This is a genomic window from Corynebacterium sp. LaCa_70, assembly GCF_058182015.1.
In genome coordinates this window covers 435,997-461,045 of record NZ_CP190914.1, presented here as the reverse complement: position 1 = coordinate 461,045, position 25,049 = coordinate 435,997, and the positions used below count along the sequence as shown (strand labels likewise).

At 58.7% G+C, this 25,049-nt stretch carries 23 protein-coding genes and 1 tRNA gene; 8 read left to right on the top strand and 16 right to left on the bottom strand.

Annotation, left to right across the window (positions count from 1 at the left end; all coding sequences use genetic code 11):
* The first annotated feature begins 10 nt into the window (after positions 1-10).
* Positions 11-253, top strand: a complete 243-nt coding sequence (locus ACP8MI_RS02035; RefSeq protein ID WP_049167411.1) for a heavy-metal-associated domain-containing protein — start codon at positions 11-13, stop codon at positions 251-253.
* Positions 254-327: 74 nt separating this feature from the next.
* Entirely contained in the window at positions 328-2,655 is a 2,328-nt protein-coding gene (locus ACP8MI_RS02030) for a heavy metal translocating P-type ATPase (protein WP_275432479.1), read from the top strand.
* Positions 2,656-2,852: 197 nt separating this feature from the next.
* On the opposite strand, the gene ACP8MI_RS02025 is transcribed toward ACP8MI_RS02030, so the two are convergent.
* Both ACP8MI_RS02025 and scpC read right to left on the bottom strand, forming a co-directional pair.
* Positions 2,853-2,925: transfer RNA gene (locus tag ACP8MI_RS02025), tRNA-Lys, on the bottom strand.
* Positions 2,926-3,083: 158 nt separating this feature from the next.
* Positions 3,084-4,595 (bottom strand): succinyl-CoA:acetate CoA-transferase ScpC, encoded by a 1,512-nt coding sequence (scpC, locus tag ACP8MI_RS02020; RefSeq protein ID WP_049167398.1) that lies wholly within the window; start codon positions 4,593-4,595, stop codon positions 3,084-3,086.
* Positions 4,596-4,893: 298 nt separating this feature from the next.
* On the opposite strand from scpC, the gene dusB reads away from it, so the two are divergent.
* Positions 4,894-6,042 (top strand): tRNA dihydrouridine synthase DusB, encoded by a 1,149-nt coding sequence (dusB, locus tag ACP8MI_RS02015; protein ID WP_239211127.1) that lies wholly within the window; start codon positions 4,894-4,896, stop codon positions 6,040-6,042.
* A gap of 79 nt (positions 6,043-6,121) precedes the next feature.
* Entirely contained in the window at positions 6,122-6,805 is a 684-nt protein-coding gene (locus ACP8MI_RS02010) for a phosphate signaling complex PhoU family protein (protein ID WP_126844610.1), read from the top strand.
* Between the two features lie 118 nt (positions 6,806-6,923).
* Here ACP8MI_RS02010 and pstB read toward each other — a convergent pair whose 3' ends face one another.
* From pstB to mshD, 5 genes are all read right to left on the bottom strand, one after another.
* On the bottom strand, positions 6,924-7,703 hold the full coding sequence (gene pstB, locus ACP8MI_RS02005) for a phosphate ABC transporter ATP-binding protein PstB (protein ID WP_284589659.1): 780 nt from the start codon (positions 7,701-7,703) through the stop codon (positions 6,924-6,926).
* 19 nt (positions 7,704-7,722) lie between these two features.
* Positions 7,723-8,616, bottom strand: coding sequence for a phosphate ABC transporter permease PstA (pstA, locus tag ACP8MI_RS02000; protein WP_239211128.1), 894 nt, complete (start codon positions 8,614-8,616; stop codon positions 7,723-7,725).
* Positions 8,613-9,590 (bottom strand): phosphate ABC transporter permease subunit PstC, encoded by a 978-nt coding sequence (gene pstC / locus ACP8MI_RS01995; protein WP_284589657.1) that lies wholly within the window; start codon positions 9,588-9,590, stop codon positions 8,613-8,615. Before pstC ends, pstA begins: the two co-directional genes overlap by 4 nt.
* Before the next feature lie 55 nt (positions 9,591-9,645).
* Complete coding sequence (pstS, locus tag ACP8MI_RS01990; protein ID WP_425654008.1) at positions 9,646-10,848, bottom strand: phosphate ABC transporter substrate-binding protein PstS; 1,203 nt, start codon at positions 10,846-10,848, stop codon at positions 9,646-9,648.
* Between the two features lie 179 nt (positions 10,849-11,027).
* Positions 11,028-12,185 (bottom strand): mycothiol synthase, encoded by a 1,158-nt coding sequence (mshD, locus tag ACP8MI_RS01985; RefSeq protein WP_239211131.1) that lies wholly within the window; start codon positions 12,183-12,185, stop codon positions 11,028-11,030.
* Between the two features lie 30 nt (positions 12,186-12,215).
* Between mshD and ACP8MI_RS01980 the strand changes: the two genes are divergently transcribed.
* On the top strand, positions 12,216-13,016 hold the full coding sequence (locus ACP8MI_RS01980) for an LmeA family phospholipid-binding protein (RefSeq protein ID WP_049149873.1): 801 nt from the start codon (positions 12,216-12,218) through the stop codon (positions 13,014-13,016).
* On the opposite strand, the gene ACP8MI_RS01975 is transcribed toward ACP8MI_RS01980, so the two are convergent.
* Positions 13,013-14,047 (bottom strand): diacylglycerol/lipid kinase family protein, encoded by a 1,035-nt coding sequence (locus tag ACP8MI_RS01975; RefSeq protein WP_018120831.1) that lies wholly within the window; start codon positions 14,045-14,047, stop codon positions 13,013-13,015. The two genes, ACP8MI_RS01980 and ACP8MI_RS01975, sit on opposite strands and share 4 nt — an antisense overlap.
* Before the next feature lie 41 nt (positions 14,048-14,088).
* Between ACP8MI_RS01975 and ACP8MI_RS01970 the strand changes: the two genes are divergently transcribed.
* A complete protein-coding gene (locus ACP8MI_RS01970) occupies positions 14,089-14,772 on the top strand; it encodes a heme-binding beta-barrel domain-containing protein (protein WP_049149890.1) in 684 nt (227 codons plus the stop codon).
* Between the two features lie 82 nt (positions 14,773-14,854).
* Here the strand turns inward: ACP8MI_RS01970 and ACP8MI_RS01965 are convergent, their stop codons facing one another.
* On the bottom strand, positions 14,855-15,850 hold the full coding sequence (locus ACP8MI_RS01965; protein ID WP_239211133.1) for an aminodeoxychorismate lyase: 996 nt from the start codon (positions 15,848-15,850) through the stop codon (positions 14,855-14,857).
* Positions 15,851-15,935: 85 nt separating this feature from the next.
* Between ACP8MI_RS01965 and ygfZ the strand changes: the two genes are divergently transcribed.
* Positions 15,936-17,105 (top strand): CAF17-like 4Fe-4S cluster assembly/insertion protein YgfZ, encoded by a 1,170-nt coding sequence (gene ygfZ, locus ACP8MI_RS01960; RefSeq protein WP_239211321.1) that lies wholly within the window; start codon positions 15,936-15,938, stop codon positions 17,103-17,105.
* 120 nt (positions 17,106-17,225) lie between these two features.
* On the top strand, positions 17,226-17,399 hold the full coding sequence (locus ACP8MI_RS01955) for a DUF3073 domain-containing protein (protein WP_081604949.1): 174 nt from the start codon (positions 17,226-17,228) through the stop codon (positions 17,397-17,399).
* 172 nt (positions 17,400-17,571) lie between these two features.
* Here the strand turns inward: ACP8MI_RS01955 and purM are convergent, their stop codons facing one another.
* The 7 genes from purM to purS form a co-directional block, all read right to left on the bottom strand.
* Positions 17,572-18,654, bottom strand: a complete 1,083-nt coding sequence (gene purM / locus ACP8MI_RS01950; protein ID WP_049149869.1) for a phosphoribosylformylglycinamidine cyclo-ligase — start codon at positions 18,652-18,654, stop codon at positions 17,572-17,574.
* A gap of 67 nt (positions 18,655-18,721) precedes the next feature.
* Positions 18,722-20,245 (bottom strand): amidophosphoribosyltransferase, encoded by a 1,524-nt coding sequence (gene purF / locus ACP8MI_RS01945; RefSeq protein ID WP_018120825.1) that lies wholly within the window; start codon positions 20,243-20,245, stop codon positions 18,722-18,724.
* A gap of 102 nt (positions 20,246-20,347) precedes the next feature.
* Complete coding sequence (locus ACP8MI_RS01940; protein ID WP_018120824.1) at positions 20,348-20,749, bottom strand: sterol carrier family protein; 402 nt, start codon at positions 20,747-20,749, stop codon at positions 20,348-20,350.
* 84 nt (positions 20,750-20,833) lie between these two features.
* Positions 20,834-21,565, bottom strand: a complete 732-nt coding sequence (gene trhA / locus ACP8MI_RS01935; RefSeq protein WP_049149865.1) for a PAQR family membrane homeostasis protein TrhA — start codon at positions 21,563-21,565, stop codon at positions 20,834-20,836.
* Positions 21,566-21,720: 155 nt separating this feature from the next.
* Entirely contained in the window at positions 21,721-24,027 is a 2,307-nt protein-coding gene (gene purL / locus ACP8MI_RS01930) for a phosphoribosylformylglycinamidine synthase subunit PurL (RefSeq protein ID WP_249606340.1), read from the bottom strand.
* A 12-nt stretch (positions 24,028-24,039) separates the two neighbouring features.
* Entirely contained in the window at positions 24,040-24,720 is a 681-nt protein-coding gene (purQ, locus tag ACP8MI_RS01925; RefSeq protein WP_018120821.1) for a phosphoribosylformylglycinamidine synthase subunit PurQ, read from the bottom strand.
* Positions 24,720-25,001, bottom strand: coding sequence for a phosphoribosylformylglycinamidine synthase subunit PurS (purS, locus tag ACP8MI_RS01920; RefSeq protein WP_049149862.1), 282 nt, complete (start codon positions 24,999-25,001; stop codon positions 24,720-24,722). The genes purQ and purS overlap by 1 nt, the downstream gene beginning before the upstream one ends.
* Between the last annotated feature and the right edge of the window lie 48 nt (positions 25,002-25,049).

Below are 25,049 nucleotides of genomic sequence, written 5' to 3'. Positions count from 1 at the left end.
AAGGCTCATGATGTCTACCGAGAACGCATCCAACCCAGCAGCAACCTACAAGGTCACCGGAATGAGCTGCGAGCATTGTGAAAAAGCCGTACGCGAAGAAGTATCCCAACTGTCCGGAGTTTCCGGCTTAGATGTCAGCGCCGCCAGTGGAGTACTCACCGTGCACTTCCATGAAGGCGCAGAAACCCCAGCTACTGATCAGGACATCATCGCCGCTGTTGATGAGGCAGGCTACACCGCCGAACGCGCATAACGCTGCGCACAAACCTGCGCACAAAACACCACGTAAGTAATGCGTAAACAACGCGCAAAGGAGCATGTTCCACGATGCCCACTCCGACACCATCGTCACCGTCCGCGGCCAACGCTGCATCCACGGCCAGCACAGCTTCTACGGCCAACGCTGCATCCACTATCGAGCTGAATATTTCCGGCATGACGTGCGCATCGTGCGCGGCACGCATCGAAAAGAAACTCAACAAGCATGACGGCGTGCAGGCACAGGTCAACTACGCCACGGAAAAAGCCACCATCACCGGCGGCACGGATGCCTTGGATGCCGACGCATTCATCGCCACCGTCGAAAAGACCGGTTACGGCGCAGAGCTCATTCCGGACGCCACTGCCCCGGGCTCGCAGGCTCCGCAGGATGCGATGGCCGAAGCTGAACTGGATTCTTTACGACGCCGCCTGATCGTTTCTGCAGTGCTGGCGGTGCCGGTTATTGCGCTGGCGATGGTTCCGGCGTGGCAGTTCGACTACTGGGGCTGGGTCTCGTTAGCGCTGACTCTCCCGGTCGTGCTGTGGGCCGGGTGGCCGTTCCATAAGGCCACGTGGCAAAACCTGCGCCACGGCAGCGTGACCATGGATACGCTGATTTCGCTGGGTACCTCCTCGGCGCTGCTGTGGTCGCTGGTCGCGCTCATCTTCGGTTCGGCGGGTGATGCCGGCATGCGTCACGGTTTTGATTTCACCGTCTCGCGTGGCGACGGGCTCAGCCACATTTACCTCGAAGTCGCCGCTGGTGTGATCACCTTCATTCTGCTCGGGCGCTACTTCGAGAAGCGCTCGAAACGCACCGCCGGTTCTGCCTTGCGCGCGCTGCTGGATCTGGGGGCCAGTGAAGTCACGGTGCTGCGCGATGGCTCGGAGACCACCATCAGCATCGATGAGCTGGCCGTCGGAGATGAATTCGTCGTCCGTGATGGCGAAAAGATTGCCACCGATGGCGTGATTGTATCTGGCCACAGCACCATTGATACCTCGATGCTCAGCGGTGAATCCATACCGGTAGAAGCAGGCCCGGAGGACTCTGTCGCTGGCGCCACGATCAACGTCGGCGGCGGCAAACTGGTTGTGCGCGCCACGAAGGTCGGCGCAGACACCCAATTGGCGCAGATGGCCAAGATGGTCGAAGACGCACAATCGGGCAAGGCTTCTGCCCAGCGGTTGGCCGATAAAATTTCGGGCATTTTCGTGCCCATTGTCATCGGCGTCTCCGTCCTCACGCTGGTCGCGTGGCTGCTCATCGACGGTGACTGGGCTGCCGCGTTTACCGCCGCGGTTGCTGTGCTGATCATCGCCTGCCCGTGCGCGCTGGGGCTGGCAACTCCCACTGCTTTGCTGGTGGGCACCGGCCGTGGCGCACAGATGGGCGTGCTGATCAAGGGCCCAGAGGTACTCGAACAGTCCCGCGGCATTGATCGCGTCGTCCTGGATAAAACCGGCACCGTCACCACCGGCGTGATGGATCTTGCCGACGTCATCACCGCCGAAGGCGTCAACCGTGACGAAGTCCTGCATCTCGCCGGAAGCCTGGAGCACGAATCCGAGCACCCGATTGGCCGCGCGATCGCCCGGGCAGCAGCGGACAAGAGTGCCGATGACAGCCGCAGCCTCAGCGAGGTCACCGAATTCGAATCCATCCGCAGCGCTGGCGTGCGCGGAGTGGTGGATGGCCGCCAAGTCGCCGTCGGCAAGCCAAGCCTGGCAGATAACGAAGATCTGGGTGCGTTGCAGCAGCCGTTTCTCGACGCGCAGAAACAAGGACACACGGCGTTGGCTGTGCTTGTCGACGGCTCCCCCGCCGCCGTACTGACCGTGGCCGATCAGGTGAAACCCACCAGCGCTGCGGCCATCAAGCAATTCCAGGAGCTTGGCATAGAAACCATGCTGCTGACCGGCGATAACCAAGCGGTGGCGGACACCGTCGCGGCCGAAGTAGGCATTGACCACGTGAAAGCGGAAGTCATGCCGGAAGATAAGGTCGCGGTGATCGAGGAATACCAGGCTCAGGGCTATCAGGTCGCGATGGTTGGCGATGGTATCAACGACGCCCCTGCCCTGGCGCAAGCCGATCTGGGCATGGCGATGGGCACCGGCACCGATGTGGCTATGGAATCCGCCGATATCACGCTGGTGCGCGGCGATCTGCGGGCAGCCACCGACGCGATCCGGCTGTCCCGCCGGACGCTCGGCACCATCAAAGGCAATCTGTTCTGGGCTTTTGCTTATAACACCGCCGCACTCCCCCTGGCTGCTCTCGGTTTGTTGAATCCGATGCTCGCCGGGGCAGCGATGGCGCTATCGAGTGTGTTTGTCGTCAGCAACAGCCTGCGCTTGCGTGGATTCAAATCTACTGCGGGTACGGATTAGTGCGCTTGCCGCTCCACGTGGGTCTTGAGCGAAGACACGAAAAAGATCCACCCTTCGGTAACTCCTTGCAACATCACAGAATCTTCGGAATCAAAGCCAGTGTGGTTCAGGCAGAGCATAGTCCCAGGCATCCCATTGTCTGAGGATTAAACGGCACAACCCCGGTCAATTTCCTGACCGGGGTTGTGCGCGTTATGTGGGCCCTGCGGGGGTCGAACCCGCGACCTTCGGATTAAAAGTCCGCAGCTCTACCAACTGAGCTAAAGGCCCAACAGCTCACTATGCTAATACATGCCAAACATAATTAAAAATCACCCCAGCTAGGTGCGGAAAGCACGCTAGCTTGGGGTGTCAGGCGGGGCCCAACAGGGCCCGGCAGACGCTAGTTGCAGCTAGACAACCAGTAAGGGCTCGGAATTAGTCCGGAATTAGTCCTGCTTACCGCGCATATCGCCGTATTCTTCGAAGTTGCGCTGGAAATTGAAGGCGGTTTCCAGGTCAACCGGGGTGTGGACGTGCTGCTGTTTCATAGCACGGTCGAAGTATGCCTGCAGTTCGTCGCGGTAATCCGGGTGTGCGATCGCAATCATCTTCTCAGCACGGTCACGTGGGGTCAGACCACGCAGGTCGGCGTAGCCGTACTCGGTAATGAAGACCATGGTGTCGTGCTCAGTGTGGTCGATGTGCGAGGCGAATGGAACAATCGCGGAGATCGCACCACCCTTGGCCTGCGATGGGGAGATGAACGTCGAGATATAGGCGTTACGGGTGAAGTCACCGGAACCACCGATGCCGTTCATGACGCGGGAGCCCATGACGTTGGTGGAGTTGATGTTGCCGTAAATGTCGGCTTCAATCGCGCCGTTCGAAGAGATCAGGCCCATGCGGCGGATGACCTCTGGGTGGTTAGAGATCTGCTGTGGGCGCAGGATGATGTGCTCGCGGTACTTCTCTGCCTGTTCGTTCATTTTCTCCGCATATTCTGGGGACAAAGCGAACGAGGTAGCCGAGGCCACGGTCATCTTGCCGGCGTCGATCAGGTCGAGCATGCCGTCCTGGATAACCTCGGTGTACGCGGTGATGTTTTCGAACTTGGAGTCCAGCAGGCCAGCCATCACGGCGTTAGGCACGTTACCGACACCAGACTGCAGGATGAACTGATCGTATTCCAGACGTCCCGCTTCGACCTCAGCTTCCAGGAACTTCAGGAAGTTCTGGGCGATCTTCTCGGAGATTTCATCTGGCTCGCTGAATGGGGCGTTGCGGTCTGCCGCATCGGTTTCGACGACAGCGACAACCTTTTCTTTGTCGATCTCGATGTATGGGGAACCAATACGGTCACCCACGTTGACGATCGGCACTGGGGTGCGGTTTGGCTTGCGCGGAATCTGGTAAATGTCGTGCATGCCCTCGAGGTTTTCGGACTGCCAGGAGTTGACCTCGATAATGACCTTGTCAGCGTTGTCGATCCATTCCAGGTTGTTACCCACAGCAGACGATGGCACGATCTTGCCGTCTTCGGTGATCTTGGTGGCCTCGATAACAGCTACCTGGAAGCGACCAAAAAAGCCCTGCTCAACCTGCAGGCCCAGGTGGGACAGGTGAATATCCTGGTACTTGGCTTCGCCAGCGTTGAACTGCTTGCGCAGGTTCGGGTCAGAGTTATAAGGGGTGCGGTAGTTAATGGCATTGGCTTCTGCCAGCACACCGTCGCACTCTGGCGCGGTGGAAGCGCCGGTGAACAGATCGATCTTGAATTCTTCGCCCTTGTCGTGGGCTGCTTTCGCCTTGTTGGCAATAGCGGTGGGAACGGCCTTCGGGTAACCAGCGCCGGTAAAGCCGGACATTCCGATCTTGTCGCCGTTGTTGACGTGCTCCGCAGCCTGTTCAGCGGAAACGATCTTGTCTTTGAAGAATTCGTTGAGGATACGGTCAGCCACGTTAATCTCTCCTTGTTCTGAACGTTGTGAACTTCGTTAGGTTGTGAACTTCGCGTTCGTGTTGAGTGCACGCTGTGCAGGCGTTAGAGCCCAGATTCCCACATGGGGGCTAGGACTCAGTTTCTGCGTAGCGCTTCTGACACCACAGTATAGCGGAGGTCACTGTGATTGTGTTCATGATGAATACTAATACAGCTCATAGCCCCAATAGATCCACGTCATAGTTCGTGATCACCGCGTTTATGATCGCCCCGGTGGCCGTTTGGCGTATTTCCCAACGTTGAGCACAATAGGGCCTGTGAGCTTAACAATTGGCCCCCACCGGCTTTCTTCCCCCGTCGTCCTCGCCCCCATGGCTGGGGTGACCAATGTCGCTTTTCGACGCCTCTGCCGCGAGCAAGAAATCGCGAAAACCGGCACGGTTTCTGGTTTGTATGTCTGCGAAATGGTCACCGCCCGCGCGTTGGCAGAGCGCAACGAAAAAACCTTGCACATGACGACGTTCGCGCCGGAAGAATCTCCGCGTTCGTTGCAGCTGTATACCGTGGATCCGGAATGGACCTATAAGGCTGCGAAGATGATCGTCGAGGAGAACCTGGCTGATCACATTGATATGAACTTCGGCTGCCCGGTGCCGAAGGTCACCAAGCGCGGTGGTGGTGCTGCCTTGCCGTATAAGCGCCGGTTGTTCGGCCAGATCGTGGCCGCCGCGGTCAAAGCCACCGAAGGTACCGATATCCCCGTAACCGTGAAATTCCGCGTCGGCATTGACGACGAACACCACACGCATCTCGACGCCGGCCGTATCGCCGTGGAGGAAGGCGCCCAGGCAGTCGCGCTGCACGGACGTACCGCCGCGCAACGTTATTCCGGCACCGCGGACTGGGAGCAGATCGCCGCGCTGAAGCAACACCTGGCGCACACCGGAATTCCGGTGCTGGGCAATGGCGATATCTTCAAGGCCTCGGATGCCTCGGCGATGATGGAAGCCACCGGCTGCGACGGCGTCGTCATCGGGCGTGGGTGTTTGGGTCGGCCGTGGCTGTTTGCTGAACTGTCTGCCCACCTGCGCGGCGAGCAGCCTCCTGCCCCACCAACTTTGGGTGAGCTCACCGGCATCATCAGCCGGCACGCGGAATTGCTCGCTGAGCACCAGGGTGAACAGCGCGCCTGCCGTGATCTGCGCAAGCACATGGGTTGGTACCTGCGCGGCTACCCGGTTGGCGGTGAGGTCCGGGCGCGCCTATCCAAGGTGTCGAGCCTGGCGGGTCTTGCCGACGAGCTAGCTCCCTGGGCAGACTCTAACGCGCTTGCCGACGACGCCGACGGGGCCCGCGGACGCCAAGGCTCCCCGTCGAAGGTGGCGCTGCCAGAAGGCTGGTTGGATGATCCACAAGATGATGCCCGCGCGCTTGCCGGTGCAGAGGCAATCAATTCCGGGGGATAACCAAGAGTTTTCCCGAACTTCACGTTCTGCCAGCCGCGGGGTAATCTCGTGGCAACTTTGTGTTTTTAGTCTCGTATCTATGCGTACTGCATATCGAGACACACTAAATAATTTTGCCAATGACATCGTTGAACTCAGCGACACCGTCCACCAGGTGATGGACTTGGCTTCGCAGGCGTTACTGGCGCAGCCAGAAGCCGCACAAGAACCCGCCGCCCAGGCCGTCGCTCGCACGGAGGACCTGAATCTGATCCGCGAGCGCAGCGAAGCCCGTGCTTTCGAGCTGCTCGCCTTGGAAGGCCCGGTTGCTTCGGAACTCCGCCAGGTGGTTTCTTCGATTTATATCGTGGAGGATTTCACACGCATGGCGGCCCTTGCCACGCACATCGCCACAGCGGTGCTGCGCCGTTCACCGGAGCGCGTGGTACCGGAGTCAGTCACCCCGGATTTCGCGCGGCTAGCTGAGCTTGTCGACGACATGGCGCAACAAACCAACGCAATCCTGAAAGATCCTGCAGGCGGGATTGATACGGCAATCAATGATGATGACGACGCCGTCGACAAGCTCAATGCCACGTTGCTGGCACTGACCACTGCCGATGATTGGGCACATGGTTCACGCGCGGCCGTGGATGTGGCCATGCTGGCTCGCTATTACGAGCGCTATGCCGATCACTGCGTCAACGTGTGCGCACGCATCGTCTTTTTGGCGACCGGAAAATTACCCGAAGGTTTTTTGAGCTCGCAGTTCAACATCGATTGAGGCCTGTCAGCGGCAACAAAAATAGCCGCGGTCATTGTGACCGCGGCGCAACCAGTGGCTGTTCAAAAGTTATTCAAGGGATCTACAGAGGCTGCTCAAGCTAGGTGCTCAAAGACAGCTAGCCAAACCTACCCGCAATATAATCCTCGGTTTCTTTTTTGCCCGGGTTTTCAAAGATCGTTTTCGTGTCACTAAATTCCACCAAATGCCCCGGCTTCCCGGTCGCTTCTAAAGAAAAGAATCCGGTTTTATCCGATACACGCGCCGCCTGCTGCATATTATGGGTGACCACAACAATCGTGTAATCCCGTTTCAACTCATGAATCAGATCTTCCACCGCCAACGTCGAAATCGGGTCCAACGCCGAACACGGCTCATCCATCAACAACGCCTCTGGCTCCACGGCAATGGCGCGCGCAATACACAGACGCTGCTGCTGACCACCAGATAGTCCCCCGCCGGGCTTATCCAGGCGATCTTTGACCTCTTCCCACAAATTCGCCCCGCGCAATGATTTCTCTGCCACCTCACGCAAACGCTTTTTATCTTTCACCCCAGCCAGCTTCAAACCAGCAACCACGTTTTCTTCGATCGACATCGTCGGAAACGGGTTCGCCTTCTGAAACACCATGCCAACGTTCATGCGTACCGCCACCGGGTCCACGTTGTGAGCGTAAATATCCTGCCCGTCCAGCACAATCTTGCCAGCCACACGCGCGCCGGGGATGACCTCGTGCATGCGATTCAGCGTGCGCAGCACGGTGGATTTGCCGCAGCCAGACGGCCCAATAAACGCCGTAACCGCTTGCGCAGGGATCGTGAGGTTGACGTTTTGTACCGCGTGAAAATCACCGTAGTAAATGTTGACATCATCCAGCACGAGCTTCGGATCAGACATGAGAATTAATCACCTTTGGTTAGCGGGAGGTTTTCACAGAGAATTTGGCGGAAATCAGCCGGGCAATACCGTTGAGCGCAGCGACGAATAGCACCAGGGTCAACGCCGCGCCCCAAAGCTTCGCAGCTACCTCATCGGACGTTCCGGATTTGTACATATCCAGCATCATCAGTGGCAGTGAGGATTGCGGACCACCGAATGGATTGATATTCAACGACGAGGTAGACCCCACCAGGATCAGCGCCGGGGCGGATTCGCCCATGATGCGCGCAATCGCGAGCACGATTCCGGTACCGATACCTGACATCGCAGTAGGCAATACGATGCGCACTATGGTTTTCCATTTCGGAACACCCAGCGCATACGCGGATTCACGCAGCTCCATGGGCACCACTCGCAGCATTTCTTCACAGTTGCGCACCACGATCGGGATCATCAGTAACACAAGTGACAGCGCTACGGCAGCACCAGAACGCTCGAACCCCAGGACCGTAATCCACAGGGCATAAACGAACAGCGCGGCTACGATGGATGGCACACCGGACAGAATGTCCACCATGAACGTCGTCAGGCGGGCCAATGGGCCACCCTGGGAATATTCCACCAGGTAAATCGCGGTCAAAATGCCAATGGGAATGGAAATAAGCGAAGCGATGGCCACCTGGACCAGCGTGCCGACGATCGCGTGCAGCGCGCCACCTCCGATATCGTGCAAGCGGATCCCTCGCTGGGAATACTGCCACCAGCCGACATCAAAAATTGTGGGCAACCCGCGCGAGATTACTTCCCAGAGCACCCAGACCAGCGGGATCAACGCGATGACCACTGCCAGCCACACACTGATGGTGGCGATTATGTCGGTGGTGCGGCGTTTTTGTGAAAGTCCGGCAGTTTCTAGAGTTGCTGGCGTCATGATGCACCCTTTTTCGGTTTCGGTGTCGCGGTGGATTTTGACACCACTAATGAACGTGCCGCCGCGTTAACCACGAAGGTGAAAATGAACAACACCAAACCAGCGGCGATATATGCCCCGGCGCGCAACGGATTGGAAAATTCTGGCGCGGCGTTCGCGATCAAGGTGGCAAACGTGGTGCCGCCGTCGAAAAGCGAGAAACGGAATTCTGTCAGCGGGGAGACGATCATGTACAGCGCCATTGTTTCACCCAGTGCGCGGCCGAGTCCCAGCAGCGAACCTGAGATATAGCCAGAGAAACCAAATGGAAGCACCGTCATGCGCACCACCTCCCAGCGTGTGGCGCCCAACGCCAACGCTGCTTCGAGCTGGCCCGCCGGGGTTTGGTTGAAAATTTCGCGGGCGGTGGCGGCGATGATCGGCAGGATCATGATTGCGAGCACCACCGCCCCGGTAAAGATGTTGCGTCCGGTAACAAACGACGGTGAATTCGGGTAGACGGTGAACAGGAAAACCCCGCCGGCCCAGCCGTGTAGCCAGTCATAGAAATCTGACAAGAACGGCCCGAGCACCTGCCAGCCCCACAGGCCATACACGATCGATGGGATGGCGGCCAGCATGTCCACCAAAAACCCGAGGGGTTTGACCATCCGGGCTGGGGCGTAGCTGGAAAGGAAAATCGCGATTCCCAGTGCAATCGGCATGGCAAGTAGCAGTGCCAAAGCTGAGATCAACACCGTGGAGCCCAGAATAGAGGCAATGCCGAAGGTCATCTTTTGCGGATCGGAGGTTATCCAATCCTGCCCGTAAGTGAGGAATCCGAAGTAGCCCTCGGTATTGCGGTTAAGTGCCGGGACCGCCTGCAGGACTAAAAAGATGCCAATGGCGGCGATCATCAAGGTCATCAGCAGCGCCGATGTCGACGATGCGGTGCGGAAAACCCGGTCGCCGATGCGTGTTCGTGTCTGCGACATTATCAGACGCTTTCTCGTTATTAACGCTTATTTCAGCTGCTTAAGGCTCGGACTCTTAGGATTGAGCGCCAGCACCCGAACCAGCACCCGAACCAGCATCCGAGCCAGCACCAATGGCATCAACCGCATCATGCAGACGCTGCAAGTGCTCCCCGGTCACCGGGATGTAGCCAGAGGCTGCGAGCTCATCATCCTGGGATTCCAGCATGACGTTGAGGAAATCCTTCACCTGGGTTTCGGTTTCTTCGTCGTAGCCATCCGAGCAGACGATTTCGTAGGTGGTGAGAATCAGCGGGTATGCACCTTCGTCGTCAGAAGCGAACAAAGCATCGGAATCAACGACCATATCGTGCGGAGCTTCGTCGCCGTCCGCACCCGTGAATTTCAGGTTATCGAGAGCTACCCCCACGGATTCTTCGCTCAGTTCTACCGGACCGGAACCGAAGTCCAGGCGGGCAATGCCCAGGCCGGTTTGTTCCGCGAATCCGGATTCCACATACGTGATGGCGCCATCAATGGATCCGGTCTGGCTGGCGACACCGCTGGAGCCGTTCGCACCCTCACCAATCTTTTGCGGGAATTGCTTGCCCGCAGAGTCCCAGTGGCCGGTCGAGGCGGTCAGGAACTTTTGGAAGTTATCCGAGGTACCGGATTCATCCGACCGGTATACCACGGTGATCTTGGAATCTGGCAGTTCCGCATCCGGGTTCGCCTCGGCGATTTCTGGATCATTCCAGCTGGTGATCTCGCCGGAAAAGATCTTGGCGACGGTGTCTACTGGCAGGTTCAGCTCTCCGTCGACGCCTTCCAGGTTATAAGCAATGGCGACCGGGCCGATGACCATCGGCAGGTGCCATGCATCGTTGCCTTCGCAGCGATCGGCAGCGGCCTGAATTTGGTCGTCTTTGAGCGGTGAATCAGAACCGGCAAAATCCACATTGCCCGCGATGAATTCGGTTTGCCCGGAACCGGATCCGGTCGGGTTGTAGGCCAGGGTGGCATCAGTCAGCGAATTGAATTGCACGCCGAAATAATCCATCGCGTTTTGCTGCGAGGATGCACCCTCACCAATGAGCTCGCCGGTGGCGGTGTGATCGCTATCAACGGCATCGTCGGCAGTGCTAGCAGCTTCATCTACTTCCGAGCATGCGATCAACGATGCCGATAAAGCCACCGCTCCCAGTGCTGCAGAAGCTTGCCGCAGCTTGTTACGGGCAATAGCAGTACGGGAAAAAGCGGTGCGGTTGGTCAAAGTCATGGGAACCTTCCTGGATTACTGTGTAGTTCTTCACGCGGTAGTTCTTAAACACGTTGCCGCGCTCACAAAAACTCACAGTAAGAGACGTATGTAACCAGGAAGGAAAATCACTATGGACTTCGTGTGAAGTCTCTGGAAACCTTTATGGTCGGGTGAAAAACCGACCACAACCGCTAGTTTTAAGCACCGTTTCCGCTGCTAGCGGCATAGACCACGTGGTTTTCTGCGATGTCGAAACCGGACTTTTCATACACCCGCACGGCCGATTCATTATCCTTTTCGACATACAGGATGACTTCCGTTGCCCCTTTGTTCACCATCTGTTTAATTCCCCGGCGCAGCAGGTGCCCAGACAAACCACGGCCTTGATACGCGTTAGCCAGCCCAATCACATAGACCTCACCGACATAGACCTCACCGACGGCTTTCGCGGAATCTTCGGCAGCCCCGTGCCATTTCGTCCAGTGAAAACCTGCCTGCGCAGGACGCTTGTCGACGCCCTCGGCAGCATCGTCCCACAAAAAGATCACGTCGTGCGGATCAAACCAGTCGGCCTCCATGGCGCGATGCAGCCGGTCCGTATCCCAACCGCCTTGTTCAGGGTGCCAGGAAAACGCCTGGTTATTCGCCTCTATCCAGCTGTTTTCTACATGCTCGGTGCCGAATCGTTCTACCGAATCCGGGTAATTCGCGGCCACGAAACCGTCGGGGGTCTCGCCCGGTTCAGCGGATTTCTGCAAGGCCTCGCCAGTCACGGACATCACCAGCAGGTGGCGGACAATTTCCAACTGTTGCTTGTGCGCGATCGCTTCGGCCGCCGGCAATTGTCCGTGTGCCCAGACTTGCAGGCTCGTGCCGACGAGCTCACGCAGATGCTGATACAAACACGTGCCAAATCCTTGGCCGCGATGGCTAGGAGCGATCACCATCTCCGCATTCACGTCACCGTTCGCGTCACTGTTTGCATCGTCAGCACTGTCTCCACCGGCACCGGCATCCGCATCGGCCCCAGCCCCGGCACCGGCAGGTTGCCAGCCATCCAGGCCTGCCAGCCCCACTAGCTCGTCGTCAAGAAAAACCAGCACGTGCTGGTGGCCAACGCGGGTATCCGATAGCCCCGCGACGAACTGCTCGGACAATGGAGCAAAACCGTCGGTAGATTCTGCGTCCTGCACAATTTTCTCGGCGGCCTCGCGCGTCGCGGGAACAATGCCTTTCGCTGCCGTAACGCTGTCTTTCCCAGCGCCGTCTTGTGCGATCCCGGACAGATCTTCTTCTGCAAGCGTGGCGTCGGCAAGAGTAGTCAGTTGGAAACGTAAACGATCGCAATTAGTCATGCCCCCACCCTAATGCGGTATGAATGAGGAATGTCGTCGATCGTCGTCAAGCGCACAACTGCCCGCCGTGTGGCCTGGGCATTGGGTCTCGCGGGTGTGGTGGGCATCGCCTGGATTGGTGATACTGCTGTGGCATCTAATGTGGAACGCACAATCTCTGATGCGGTATACGAGACTTACGCGCCCAAGGCCGGGCATGAGCTAGCCACGCCGCCATCGGTGTATGTCGGCGGGATTCCCTTTCTGCAGGCTTTGGGTTCGGCACAGGTGCCCGTTGTTGGGGTATCCGCGCTGGATGTCGATGTGGACGGCGTCGGCATGGTCAACACTGGGGTCACGCTGCAGGGGGTAAGCGCTGAACCGAATCAGGTGTGGTCGGGCGATTTTGTGGGTGCGAAAGCGCAATCTATGCGACGCACGCTGCGTTTGGATGGCGTGGCGATGGGTGAATGGCTGGACATGAAGGATCTGACGATTTCCCATCCGGAAAATATTTCCCCAGGTGGTGGCACCGCAACCGAGGCCGTGTTTCAGGGACGGCCGCCGGGTTTCCATGAGCAGGTTTCCGTTCTGGCCACGTTGCGGTTGGTCGGTGATGAGTTTCAACTGCGGCCGAAAGAAATTGTCAGCTCGTCGGTACATCCGGATGATGCGGACGACGACGCGCTGGCAGCCTTTGATCTGACCGTGGATACCACCACGTTGCCGCTAGACCGAGCCGCAGATGCGGTGTATCTGGAAGGCGGTTCCATCGTGTTCGAGGCTGTGCGCAATAACGTGATTGTGCAGCCGGAATACCTCACCCCGGTCGGTAGTGCTGGCAACCGTTAGATCCGGAATAAATCGCGCACCACGGCCCACACACCGCGCTGCTGCACCGGGATGATTTCTTCTGGCGAAAACACCTCGATGGCATCCGGGATGCTGTTGAGTTCCACGGTTTTCAGCTTGCCCTGGGTTTCGCCGTCGGCCTGAAAACGCAGCTCCGTGTCACATTCCAGGGTGATGCGGGTGGCATCGTCAAAACGCAGCGTGCGCGCATCGGTGAACTTATTCAACCGGCCCTTTTCGTCCGCACCAAACAGGTGCAGTAAGCCGACGAAGCCACCGAAGCCTTTCAGGTCTGTCAACCCAAATGTTCCCAGCCCCTTATCGAAGGAGTTGCGCGGATTGGTGACCACCGGCAATGGGCCCAAAAAGGTCCAGGGGTTCGTGTTCGAAGCAAACACGAGTGGGGCTTCGTCGATGTGTTGGGTTTGGCCCTCGGCGGATTCTGCGTGCGCACTGATTTTCGGCGGCGCATTCAGAATGCGATGCCACGCCTGGTAGGAAATGCGCAGGTAGCGCAGCGGGGTGGCGGCGAAGCCTTGTTCGCGGAGTTTGTCGATGTTGTGTAGCACGTCGGCGTCAATACCGATGCCCGCGTTGATGGCAAACCAGCGGTCATTCCAGGTGCCCAAGCGAATGCGTCGGCGCAGATTCTGCTTAATGTGGCCCACCACAAGCTCCGTGGTGTGCACGGCATCGCGCGGGTAGCCCAGCGCGCGCACGAATACGTTCGCCGACCCAGTCGGGATCACCGCTAATGCAGGAACCTCAGAGGCTTTTCGACGGTCGTCGCCCACCTTACCCAGCAGCCCGTTGACCACCTCGTTGACGGTGCCATCCCCGCCGACCGCGATAACCACGTCGAAATCATCGCGGCTCAGCCCGCGGGTCATATCCTCCGCGTGCCCGGCGTAGTGGGTGAACTTGGTGAGCAAATGCGAATCATCAATACTGCGCACCAATGGGATGATGCGGCGGAACAGTTCATTAGTCTGACTCGTCGAATTTGGATTAGCGATTAACAGAATGCGCACGAATGACTAGAGTAGCCGATCGCACGGTAGAATTGACGGTTATGACATCCGAGGAGCAGAACAACCCGAAAAACCAGAAAGACGCAAACGACAAAGTAGATCCACAGATGCGTTTGGATGGCAACGAGGCCATCAATCTAGCCGAAAAACAGGCGAAAAAAACCGCGGACAAGAACATCCCGCAAACCGGCCTGGGCAAACTACCAGTCCCGGATGACACGGCAAACCTACGTTACGGGCCAAATCTCAACGACGGCCTGCTGGGCGTGCTGCCCCTGATTGGCGTGTGGCGCGGTGAAGGCCAGGCGGTCACTGCCGATGGCCAGCACACCTTCGGTCAGGAAATCATCTTTTCGCACAACGGCGAAAACCACGTGAAGTATGATTCCCGCACCTGGTTCATTGATGAAAACGGCAAGCCAGCGGGCGCTTCCCGGCGCGAAACCGGCTACCTGCGCATCGACAACAAGGATGCCATGGAGCTGACGTATACCTCTTCTGACGGCATCGTTGAGATTATGTACGGACAGCCACACAATGAGCGTTCTTGGGAGCTGCAATCTGCTTCCACCATGGTCACCGAGACCGGACCGAAAACACTGGGCCCTGGTAAGCGTTTGTACGGCCTGATGCCGAATAATGACCTGGGTTGGGTCGACGAGCGAGTCACCGACGGCGAGCTAGCACCGTATATGTCGGCGCAGCTGCAGCGCGTGGCCGGTTAACGGACGGCCCTGATCGGCCCTGATCGGCCCTGATCGGTCGCTGCTGCAGCAACTGCTGCAGCAACTGCTGCAACTGCGACTGCTAGAGGCTGAGCGCTTGTTCGATCAGTGCGCGGATTTCTGCGTGATTTTCTGGGGCCGGTAGCTCTACGACGTCGGCATCGCCACCAGTTGCCTCAAGCCCGCCCAAGCTGGTCACTCGCGCGGCGATCCGCACCGAGGAAATCAACCACACCGATTCCGCCTGGTACAGCTCCCCTGCTGTAACCGGGCGGTTTTCGCATCTCCAGCCACGGGCTGCCGCATACTCGAATAGAGCATCGACCGTGGTACCCGCCAGCACATCTCCCGCAGGGGTAGCCAAGCGGCGCTTGCCGACGCCGTCGTCATCCCGGAGCACCAGCACCACCGTGGAGGTCGCGCCTTCTAGCACGCGGGCTTCGCGTTCCGACGAACCGATGGCGGGTTCCACGAAGATCACGTCATCAAAGCCGCGCGCTTGCCGTAGCGCAGACATCGTGGCCGCATAGTTCACGGTTTTCGCCCCCACCGTCGTCGTCCAGCCGCGCGGGACCAATTGTGCGCGCACTCCCTCGCGGCGCTGGCGCAGCACAGATTCGGTTACCGGGGCGATCACCAGCCAGGCGGTTGGTTGCATCCCAGGTGCAGCAACAGATTGCCTCCCGCGGGAATAGGTCCAGGTGCATTTCGCATCGACACCGCCGATATCAACACCGCTGGCGTCGGCAAGCGCCCCTGCCCGCTGCCCTGCCTCAGCGAGGTGCTGTTGCCAATCAGTAACCGCCACCGTTGTCGCGCGTGCCCAGAGCTCACGTTCCGGTACCGGCAATTCCAAGCGCTGCGCAGAACGCTGCAGGCGGGCCAGGTGTCGCTGCAGATTCGCCGCACGTCCAGCACGCACCAGCACAGACTCAAAAACAGCTTCACCCCTGGTCACCGCGGCATCGTCCCAGAAGACCACCGGTTGTGCTGGATCATGGCGGCGGAAAGTACCCGCACCCACGTCAAGGGTATAGACCACCGGTGTCAACGGCGTTGCTGGAGATTGCTCACACATGTCATGGATTATGCCAAGGATCTAGCGCTACCATGGTGGTGTGACTACGCATTACCGTTCTGTACTGCTGAACCGTCCGGATGCCATGGCTTATCAGGAGGATCCACCACACCCGGATGTCACCGGTGTGGCCTGGCATTACGGTGAGCCGCTGAGCGAACAGCGCGCCATTGAATCCACCGGCGCCATCGTGGATCGTTCCCACCGCCGCGTGTTGAAAGTATCCGGCCCGGAAGCCGCCGCGTTTTTGCATAATTTGCTTTCGCAAAAACTGGACGACGTTTCCGCTGGTTGGTCCGGGTCCGCATTGGATTTGGATACGCAGGGGCGCATTCTGCACACCATGGATATCGCGGTGACCACCGAAGCAGAGGCTCACGCTACCACTGACACTGACACTGAATCCGCCGAGACCGCTGAATCCGATGCGTCTGCGCGGTCTGCGGGATTGGTTTTTTACCTCGACTGCGAAGCCAGCCAGTTCGACTCCCTGCGGGATTTCTTGCAGAAGATGATCTTCTGGTCGCAAGTGACCATTGAGGAAGCCGACCTGGCAATCATCACCGTGCTCGGCGGCCCGGTGGATATCGAACTGCCTTCGCAGACGCTATATTCGCGCACGGTTTCGACGAAAAATTCTGGCGGCGCGGGGCTCGGTTCGACCGCAAGCACACAACCAACCACTGGTTTGTGGGAAACCAACCGCACAGATCTCGCGGTACCGCGGGAGCAGCTGGAAGCAGCCGTCGAGAAACTCGAGAGTGCTGGACTGCAGCTTATCGGGCTGATGGCTTATACCGCCGAGCGAGTCAAAGCACTCGAGCCAGAGGCAATTGATCTGGATGAAAAATCCATCCCGCATGAGATTCCGCATTGGATTGGGCGCGGGGAACGCATCGGTGCCGTGCACCTGGAAAAGGGATGTTACCGCGGACAAGAAACCGTCGCGCGCGTAGAAAATTTGGGTCGCAGCCCGCGGCTGGTGGTTTTGCTGCACTTGGATGGTTCGGCTCCGACGATGCCGAGCCCGGGTGCGGAGATTCAGGCGAAGGGTCGACGCGTCGGCACGCTCGGCACCGTGATTGATGATTGCGACTATGGACCGATCGCACTCGGCATCGTGAAACGCTCCGCGCTGGATGCAGGACAAGTCAACATTGGTGATGTCGCTGCAAGTATTGATGCGGAATCTATCCCGGTAGAAGAAGGCGAAAAGGCTGGTAGGGCGGCTATTAACAAGTTGCGCGGACGTTAGTTTTCCCCCGGTGCAGAATTTTTTGCGGTTTTGCTCTATCCTGTAACACAGGACGAATAGAAAAGCAGATGGGGCATCCGAATTCCCTGGATTGCCCTTAACCCAAAGGGGGTCATGGCTATGGGTCGAGGACGCCAGAAGGCAAAGCAGACTAAAGTTGCCCGGGAGCTGAAGTACAACTCCCCAGCAATGGATCTGGACTCGCTCCAGAAAGAGCTCGCTTCTCAACCGCCGGGACGCGGTTGGTCTGAGGACTCCGACGACGAGTACGACTCTGACTACCGCGAAGACTAATCGCTGGGCCCATTGTGCGTACCACGCATATTGGGCTTAATATTTGAGTTTTACCCCGCTACCCTTTCCGGCCGCTACAGTTTCCGCTGTAGATTCCGGTAAGGGTAGTTTTTGCGTGTGCTAGACGGCGGGGGCTATCCCCCGCAGGGGTTAGAACCACTAGAGCTGTGGCTTAGAACTGTGGGTGCTCGCCGTGCATGACGACGCGTGGCTCACCCTGTTCTGCAGCACGAACCGTGCCCAGTTCCCAGGCGTCGATGTGGCGCGCGGTAAGTACGGCGAGTGCGCGGTCGCGGTCTTCTGGTGCGACGACGGCGATCATGCCCACGCCCATGTTGAAGGTTTCTTCCATGGCATCGAGGCTGACGTTGCCGGTTTCGGAAATCTTTTTGAAGATCGGCCCCGGTGTCCAGGTGGTGCGGTACACATCAGCGGCCAAGCCTTCTGGGATGACGCGCTCCAGGTTTTTCGCCAAACCACCGCCGGTGACGTGGCAGAATACCGATACCGAACATTCCGACATCAGTTCCAGGCAGTCTTTGGCGTAAATGCGAGTCGGTTCCAGTAGTTCTTCGCCCAAGGTACGGCCGAATTCTTCTACGTGCCCATCAAGTGGCAGATTAGCCTGCTCTAGCAGGACGTGGCGCGCCAGTGAGTAGCCGTTAGAATGCAGACCGGACGAGGCCATGGCGATCACGACGTCGTCTTCGTTCACCTTTTCTGGCCCCAGAACGTCGTCGGCTTCAACAACACCGACGGCAGTGGCGGAAACGTCATAATCATTTTCGCCCATGACGCCGGGGTGTTCGGCGGTTTCGCCGCCCAACAGTGCGCAGCCAGCGGTGACGCAACCTTCGGCGATGCCGCCAACGATATCGGCCACCTTTTCCGGGTACACCTTGCCAATGGCCAGGTAGTCCTGCAAAAACAGTGGTTCCGCGCCGCAGCAGATGAGGTCATCAACGCACATGGCCACCAGATCAATGCCGATGGTGTCGTGCTTATCCATTGCCTGGGCCACGGCCAGCTTGGTGCCCACGCCATCCGAGCCGGATGCCAACAGCGGCTCGCGGTACTTACCTAATGCGAATAGGCCAGCGAAACCGCCGAGGTCACCGCGGACCTCTGGGCGGGTCGCGCGCTTAGCGTGTGGCTTAATCAGTTCGACGGCCTGCTCGCCAGCTTCGACGCTGACGCCAGCATCGGCATAGGTGGGGGAATCCGGCTGCGATCCAGCCTGGGAAGAATTCGTCATAATCTCAATCTATCCTTTTATTGGGTGTATTCTGCGGAGCAATGCAGCGCCGCAGCAAACAGTCTGGCTACTCAGCACTCTCAGCGCTGTTGAGCAGCGTACGCACGGCGTCGGCATTCGAGTTGCCCTCTGGCAAGCCCAAGGGATAGTTCCCATCAAAGCACGCGGTGCACAGCTGATTTGCTGGCTGCTCGGTGGCAGCAACCATCTCATCAATAGAGACAAAGCCCAATGTATCCGCGCCGATGGCGTTGCGGATGGTTTCTGTCATGCCTTCCAGGGAATCATCACCGCCGATATTCGCAATCAGTTCCGCAGGAGTGGCGAAGTCAATGCCGTAGAAGCATGGCCACTTCACCGGCGGCGAGGCGATACGCACGTGGACCTCCGCCGCGCCGGCTTCCCGCAACATCTTGATCAGCGCGCGCTGGGTATTACCGCGCACAATCGAGTCATCCACAACTACAAGACGCTGGCCTTCGATGACTTCACGCAGCGGATTCAGCTTCAACCGAATGCCCAACTGGCGCAAAGTCTGCGTTGGCTGAATGAAAGTACGCTGCACATAGGCGTTTTTCACCAAACCCTGACCAAACGGGATGCCGGATTCCCGGGCATAGCCCACCGCGGCCGGGGTGCCGGATTCTGGTACCGGAATCACCAAATCACCGTCGGCAGGATGCGTCTGTGCCAGGCGTTTGCCGATCTCCAGGCGCGTCGCGTTCACATTACGGCCCCGAATCGTGGAATCCGGGCGCGCCAAGTAGACGTATTCGAACACACAGCCCTTGTGCTTGGTTTCTGCGAAACGTTGGGTACGCAAGCCGGCTTCGTCAATCGCGATCAACTCACCCGGCTCAATTTCGCGGATGAATTGCGCGCCAACAATATCTAATGCACACGTTTCTGAAGCCACGACCCAGCCGCGCTCCAGGCGCCCCAGCACCAACGGGCGTACACCATGCGGATCACGCGCCGCATAGAGAGTATTGCCATCGGTAAACGTCAACGAAAACGCGCCCTGCACATGTGGCAACAGGCGCGCAGCGGAATCCAAAATGGAATTATCGTCACCGACGCCGTCGGCAAGCAGAGCGGACATCACGGCAGTATCCGAAGACGTATCGCCCTCGGTAATCAATCCGCGCTCTTCGGCCATGCTGCGCAGTTCCAAATAATTAGTGAGGTTGCCGTTGTGAGCCAATGCGACATCTTGGCCGTGCTTGGAAGTGCCGAACATCGGCTGCACGTTGGCCCATTCCTTGCCACCGGCCGTGGAATAACGGTTGTGCCCGATAGCAACATCGCCCTGCAATGATTCAAGCAAGGATTCATCAAAAACATTCGAGACCAAGCCCATGTCTTTAAACACGAGCAAGCCATCTTCCCCACCGACGGCCATACCAGCGGCTTCTTGGCCACGGTGCTGGATGGCGTAGAGGCCAAAGTAGGTTAGCTTCGAGACTTCTTGGCCCGGCGCCCATACTCCGAATACGCCGCATTCTTCGCGTGGTTCGGTTTCGCCGTGATCGTCGAAATCATTGTGCTCAGCATGGTCAGTAAACGTGTTGGCTACCACGCAGTTCATCATAACGGTTGGCGCTATAAACCGCTAACAAGCATTTTTTACGCGCCTACCTCGAGCTCACCTAGCTCCCAGCTAGCGCCGCACTAAAACCTGGCTAGAGCCTGTCTAGAGCCTGATGATGGGCATCCACTGCGCGATTTCACCGGCCCGCGTACCCGACGCCGTCGTGTCTGCCTGAGCCACCAGCGCATCCCAGCTGCCGTGGCCTGTGGCCAAACGCAACCAGGCATGCGGGCTGGCTTCCACCACATTGGGCGGCACTCCCCTAGTATGCCGGGGGCCCTCAATACACTGCACCGCCACAAACGGTGGTACCCGCAGTTCGACGCTATGCCCGGGCGCATCGGCGGCGAGTAGACGCGCGGTGTAGCGCACGGCGTCGGCAAGCTGAGAACGACTCGGTTGCGCAATGCCGGCCGCACGTGCACCCTCGGGGGAATCGGCTGCGATCCAATCCGCAATAGCGAGGACTGCCGCGCGAGCTTTGGCAGGGTCAGGTTTTTTCACAGAGTTTGACCTCAAAATCTTTTTTAAGAGCTCCACACTGGCAATAACTGCCAGTCTTCGGGAAAGCCCATGTCCTTTTCAGGGCTACGCACTCGCCACGATGATCCACACCGCCACCAGGTGGAAAATCGCCGCGATGATCGTCGCGGTATGGAAGTGCTCGTGATAGCCATAAATCCGTGCGTTACGGCCCGGCCATTTCAAACCATAAGCCACCGCGCCGACGGTATACACCACGCCACCAGCCAAAAGCAGCCACACGACGGCAGGTCCGGCGTTGGTCCACAATTCAGATACCAGCGGCACAATCAACCAACCCAGAGTCACGTAAATAGCCACATCAACCCAGCGTGGACGAGAAAGCCAGAAGAATTTCATCACTGCGCTGGTAATCGCTCCGCCCCAGACGATGGCCAAAAGCCACCACGCCTGCGGCAACACAATCAGGCAAAACGGGGTGTAGGTCGCGGCAATGAACACCGCGATCATGGCGTGATCAGCCCGACGCCAAGCCTGCACAGTTTTCTGCTTACCCCACGGGATGCGGTGATACAGCGCAGAGACCGCAAACAGCGCGATCAAACCGCAGCCATAGACGGTAACGCCGAGGGCTTGCCACCATTCCAAGCGCATCCACGAAAACGTCGTGAGCACACTAGCGGCAGCCAGCATAAGGATGGCCGCCGCAGAATGGAACCAACCTCGGGTGGCCGGGCGTGGGCCACGATCAACCATGAAGAAGGTGCGCTGGACCAGGCCTTCCCGGTCATGGCTTTGCCAGTCTTGATTTCCCCGGTCATGACTGTCCTGGTTCACAGCGTGTGAGACAGACGAGGCATTGTTTTTCACGTCCCTTATTTTAGACGAGTTTGAGACGAGAAAAATCCCGCCGCGGAAGGTCCACACAGTTTCTGCAGAACACAATCCGTGGCGGGAATGCCGAGCTCTAATGAAATGCGGAGCGCTAGCTCTTAGTCAAGAACAGAGTTTGCTCCGGTGGCATTACCAAACAAACCAGGCAGCGTTGCCGCCCAGACTTCGCGCAACTCGTCGACACCAACGCTCAGGCCTTCGGCGACCTTGATGGTGTGCTCTTCGGTAGTAGCACCGATTTCCGCAGCTGGAACACCAGCCTGCTTGGCCGCTGCCAGGGTGGCCTCCACATCGTTGGTGGCTACCAGGATGCGCGACGCCGACTCCGAGAACAGAGCCGTGGTGGCATCAGCGTGCACAGCGGACAAATCCACCTGCGCGCCGACGCCGGCATCGAAGCACATCTCGGCCAGCGACTGGCCCAATCCGCCCTCAGACAGGTCATGCGCTGCGGTGATACCAGCGGCCTCGCCAGCAGTCAGCACGGCAGCCAGGCGCTCTTCGTTAGCCAGATCCACCTGCGGTGGCAGACCGTTCAAACCGGCACCGGTGACTTGCTGCCAGATGGAACCGCCGAATTCTTCCTTGGTCTCACCCAGCAGCACCAGCTTCTGGCCGGCTTCCGGACGGTGCCCAATCGCCTTGCGCACATCTTCAAACACGCCAAGTACGCCCACCACGGGTGTTGGCAAGATGGGTTCCTCGCCGGTCTGGTTGTAGAAGGAGACGTTACCGCCAGATACTGGCAGCTTCAGCTCCACGGCGCCGTCGGCAAGACCGTGCACGGCCTCGCGGAATTGCCACATCACATCGGTGTTTTCTGGGGAACCAAAGTTCAGGCAGTTGGTGATCGCTACCGGCGTGGCACCCTTGGCCACGACGTTGCGGTAGGCCTCTGCCAGCGCCAGGCGCGCGCCCATGTTCGGGTCCAGCTTGGTGTAGCGGCCGGAGCAGTCCGCGGACACGGCCACGCCGCGGTGGGTGTCTTCGTCGATGCGCAACACGCCAGCATCCGAGTGCAATGCATCCACGGTGTTGCCTCGCACGTAACGGTCGTATTGCTCGGTGATGAAATCGCGCGAGCACAACGCTGGTGAGGCCAGCATCTTCTTCCAGGCCGCCAACAAGTCGGCACCGGCTGGCTTGTCGACGCCGCGGAACTGCTGCAGCTCATCCTGCCATTCCGGGCGGGCATATGGGCGCTCGTACACCGGACCTTCATCGGCCATGGTATAAGCCGGAGCATCCACGACAACCTCGCCACCGTGGCGGATCACCAGGTGCTTGCCGTCGACAACCTCGCCGATTTCGGCACAGGTGACATCCCACTTCGCACAAATTTCGCGGAAGCGCTCCACGTTTTCTGGTGCCACGACCGCGCACATGCGCTCCTGGGATTCCGAGGCCAGGATCTCTGCGGCAGTCATGTTTTCTGCGCGCAGCGGCACCGCATCCAGGTTGACTTCCATGCCGCCGTCACCGGCAGCGGCCAGCTCAGAGGTAGCACAGGCCAGGCCCGCACCGCCCAAGTCTTGGATGCCGACGACGGTGCCCGCGTGGTAAAGCTCCAGGCAGCATTCGATCAACACTTTTTCTGCAAACGGGTCGCCGACCTGCACGGCAGGCAGCTTGCGCTCTGCGCCATCGTCGAAGGATTCCGAAGCCAGCACGGACACGCCACCGATGCCATCCAGGCCGGTGCGCGAACCAAACAGCATCACCTTGTTGCCCTTGCCGGAAGCGAAAGCCAACTTCAGGTCTTCCACCTTCAGCTTGCCGACGCACAGCGCGTTGACCAGCGGGTTGGCCGCATAGGATTCATCAAAGACGGTCTCGCCACCGATATTCGGCAAGCCCAAAGAATTGCCATAACCGCCGATGCCATGCACCACGCCAGGCAACACGCGGGAAGTATCCGGTGCTTCTGCAGGGCCAAAACGCAGCTGGTCCATCACGGCAATCGGGCGTGCGCCCATCGCCATGATGTCGCGGACGATGCCGCCGACACCGGTCGCAGCGCCCTGGTACGGCTCCACATACGACGGGTGATTGTGGGATTCCACGCGGAAGGTCACCGCGTTACCGTCCCCGATATCCACCACACCGGCGTTTTCGCCAATACCGGCGAGGATCTTTTCCGACATCTGCTCGGTCATGGTCTCACCGAAGTAGCGCAGGTGCGCCTTGGAGGATTTATACGAGCAGTGCTCCGACCACATGACCGAATACATGATCAGCTCGGCATCGGTGGGGCGACGGCCGAGGATTTCTTTAATGCGCGCGTATTCGTCGTCTTTTAGCCCCAGTGCGGCATAGGGTTGTTCCTGGTCAGGGTTGAGCTGGGCTTGTTCGACGGTATCGTTGGCGACTTTTTTCGCAGCAGCGTCATTGGCGACGTGAGCCATGGGTGTATCTCCTTAGAGCTTCTCGGCGCTCAAAGCGTTGAGTGCGGAACGGAAAATGCCCAGGCCGTCGACAGAAGGCCCAGTCAAAGCTTCAACAGCATGCTCCGGGTGCGGCATCAAGCCGACGACGTTGCCGGCCTCATTGGTGATGCCCGCAATGGAGTTAATCGAGCCGTTGAAGTTGTCGGTGTAGCGGAAGACGACGCGGCCTTCTTCTTCCAACTGCTCAATGGTGGCAGCGTCGGCTTGGAAGCGGCCTTCGCCGTGCTTGGCTGGGATCAGGATCTTCTGCCCCTGCTCGTATTCGCTCGTCCACGCAGTATTAGCGTTCGCTACTTCCAGGTAGGTGTCCACGCAGTGAAAGTGCAGGTGCTGGTTGCGGGTCAGCGCGCCTGGCAGCAAGCCAGATTCGGTCAAAATCTGAAAGCCGTTGCAGATACCGAGCGTCGGCATGCCCTCGCGCGCGGCTGGGATCACGGCCTGCATGACTGGCGACAACGCAGAAATCGCGCCAGAACGTAGGTAGTCGCCGTAGCTGAATCCACCGGGGACGATGACGCCGTCGACGTTGTGCAGGCTGTTGTCGTCGTGCCACAGCTCCACCACGTTGGCACCGGCTAAGCGGGCGGCGCGGGCAGCGTCGACGTCATCAAGCGAACCCGGGAAGGTAATGACACCGATGGTTGGGCTCATTAACGCTCACCCCGGGTGTTATTCGCATCATCCTGCGCAACGTCGCGTTCTTCGATGACGATCTCAAAATCTTCAATCACCGTGTTGGCCAGGAGTTTTTCTGCCACGGCCTGGATTTCGGTTTCGGTAACGGTCTCGTCGACATCGAGTTCAAAACGCTTACCCTGGCGCACCTGGCTGGCACCCGTCACACCGATGCGGCCCAGGGCCTGCAACACGGCTTTGCCTTGCGGGTCGAGGATCTCGGGCTTGGGCATGACATTGACTACGACTCTGGGCATTGCACTTCCTTTAGCGACTCGGAGTGTGGGCGTGCCACGGCGTGTGGG

What these genes read in the sequence shown, in the direction of transcription:
- pstC (WP_284589657.1), bottom strand. Translation starts at nt 9,590, where the DNA reads ATGTCGCAGACACGAACACGCATCGGCGACCGGGTTTTCCGCACCGCA.
- mshD (WP_239211131.1), bottom strand. Translation starts at nt 12,185, where the DNA reads ATGACTAATTGCGATCGTTTACGTTTCCAACTGACTACTCTTGCCGAC.
- ACP8MI_RS02010 (WP_126844610.1), top strand. Translation starts at nt 6,122, where the DNA reads ATGCGTACTGCATATCGAGACACACTAAATAATTTTGCCAATGACATC.
- ygfZ (WP_239211321.1), top strand. Translation starts at nt 15,936, where the DNA reads ATGGCTTATCAGGAGGATCCACCACACCCGGATGTCACCGGTGTGGCC.
- pstB (WP_284589659.1), bottom strand. Translation starts at nt 7,703, where the DNA reads ATGTCTGATCCGAAGCTCGTGCTGGATGATGTCAACATTTACTACGGT.
- purL (WP_249606340.1), bottom strand. Translation starts at nt 24,027, where the DNA reads ATGGCTCACGTCGCCAATGACGCTGCTGCGAAAAAAGTCGCCAACGAT.
- ACP8MI_RS02030 (WP_275432479.1), top strand. Translation starts at nt 328, where the DNA reads ATGCCCACTCCGACACCATCGTCACCGTCCGCGGCCAACGCTGCATCC.
- purS (WP_049149862.1), bottom strand. Translation starts at nt 25,001, where the DNA reads ATGCCCAGAGTCGTAGTCAATGTCATGCCCAAGCCCGAGATCCTCGAC.
- ACP8MI_RS01970 (WP_049149890.1), top strand. Translation starts at nt 14,089, where the DNA reads ATGACATCCGAGGAGCAGAACAACCCGAAAAACCAGAAAGACGCAAAC.
- purQ (WP_018120821.1), bottom strand. Translation starts at nt 24,720, where the DNA reads ATGAGCCCAACCATCGGTGTCATTACCTTCCCGGGTTCGCTTGATGAC.
- ACP8MI_RS01955 (WP_081604949.1), top strand. Translation starts at nt 17,226, where the DNA reads ATGGGTCGAGGACGCCAGAAGGCAAAGCAGACTAAAGTTGCCCGGGAG.
- ACP8MI_RS02035 (WP_049167411.1), top strand. Translation starts at nt 11, where the DNA reads ATGTCTACCGAGAACGCATCCAACCCAGCAGCAACCTACAAGGTCACC.
- ACP8MI_RS01980 (WP_049149873.1), top strand. Translation starts at nt 12,216, where the DNA reads ATGTCGTCGATCGTCGTCAAGCGCACAACTGCCCGCCGTGTGGCCTGG.
- purM (WP_049149869.1), bottom strand. Translation starts at nt 18,654, where the DNA reads ATGACGAATTCTTCCCAGGCTGGATCGCAGCCGGATTCCCCCACCTAT.
- purF (WP_018120825.1), bottom strand. Translation starts at nt 20,245, where the DNA reads ATGATGAACTGCGTGGTAGCCAACACGTTTACTGACCATGCTGAGCAC.
- pstS (WP_425654008.1), bottom strand. Translation starts at nt 10,848, where the DNA reads ATGACTTTGACCAACCGCACCGCTTTTTCCCGTACTGCTATTGCCCGT.
- ACP8MI_RS01965 (WP_239211133.1), bottom strand. Translation starts at nt 15,850, where the DNA reads ATGTGTGAGCAATCTCCAGCAACGCCGTTGACACCGGTGGTCTATACC.
- pstA (WP_239211128.1), bottom strand. Translation starts at nt 8,616, where the DNA reads ATGACGCCAGCAACTCTAGAAACTGCCGGACTTTCACAAAAACGCCGC.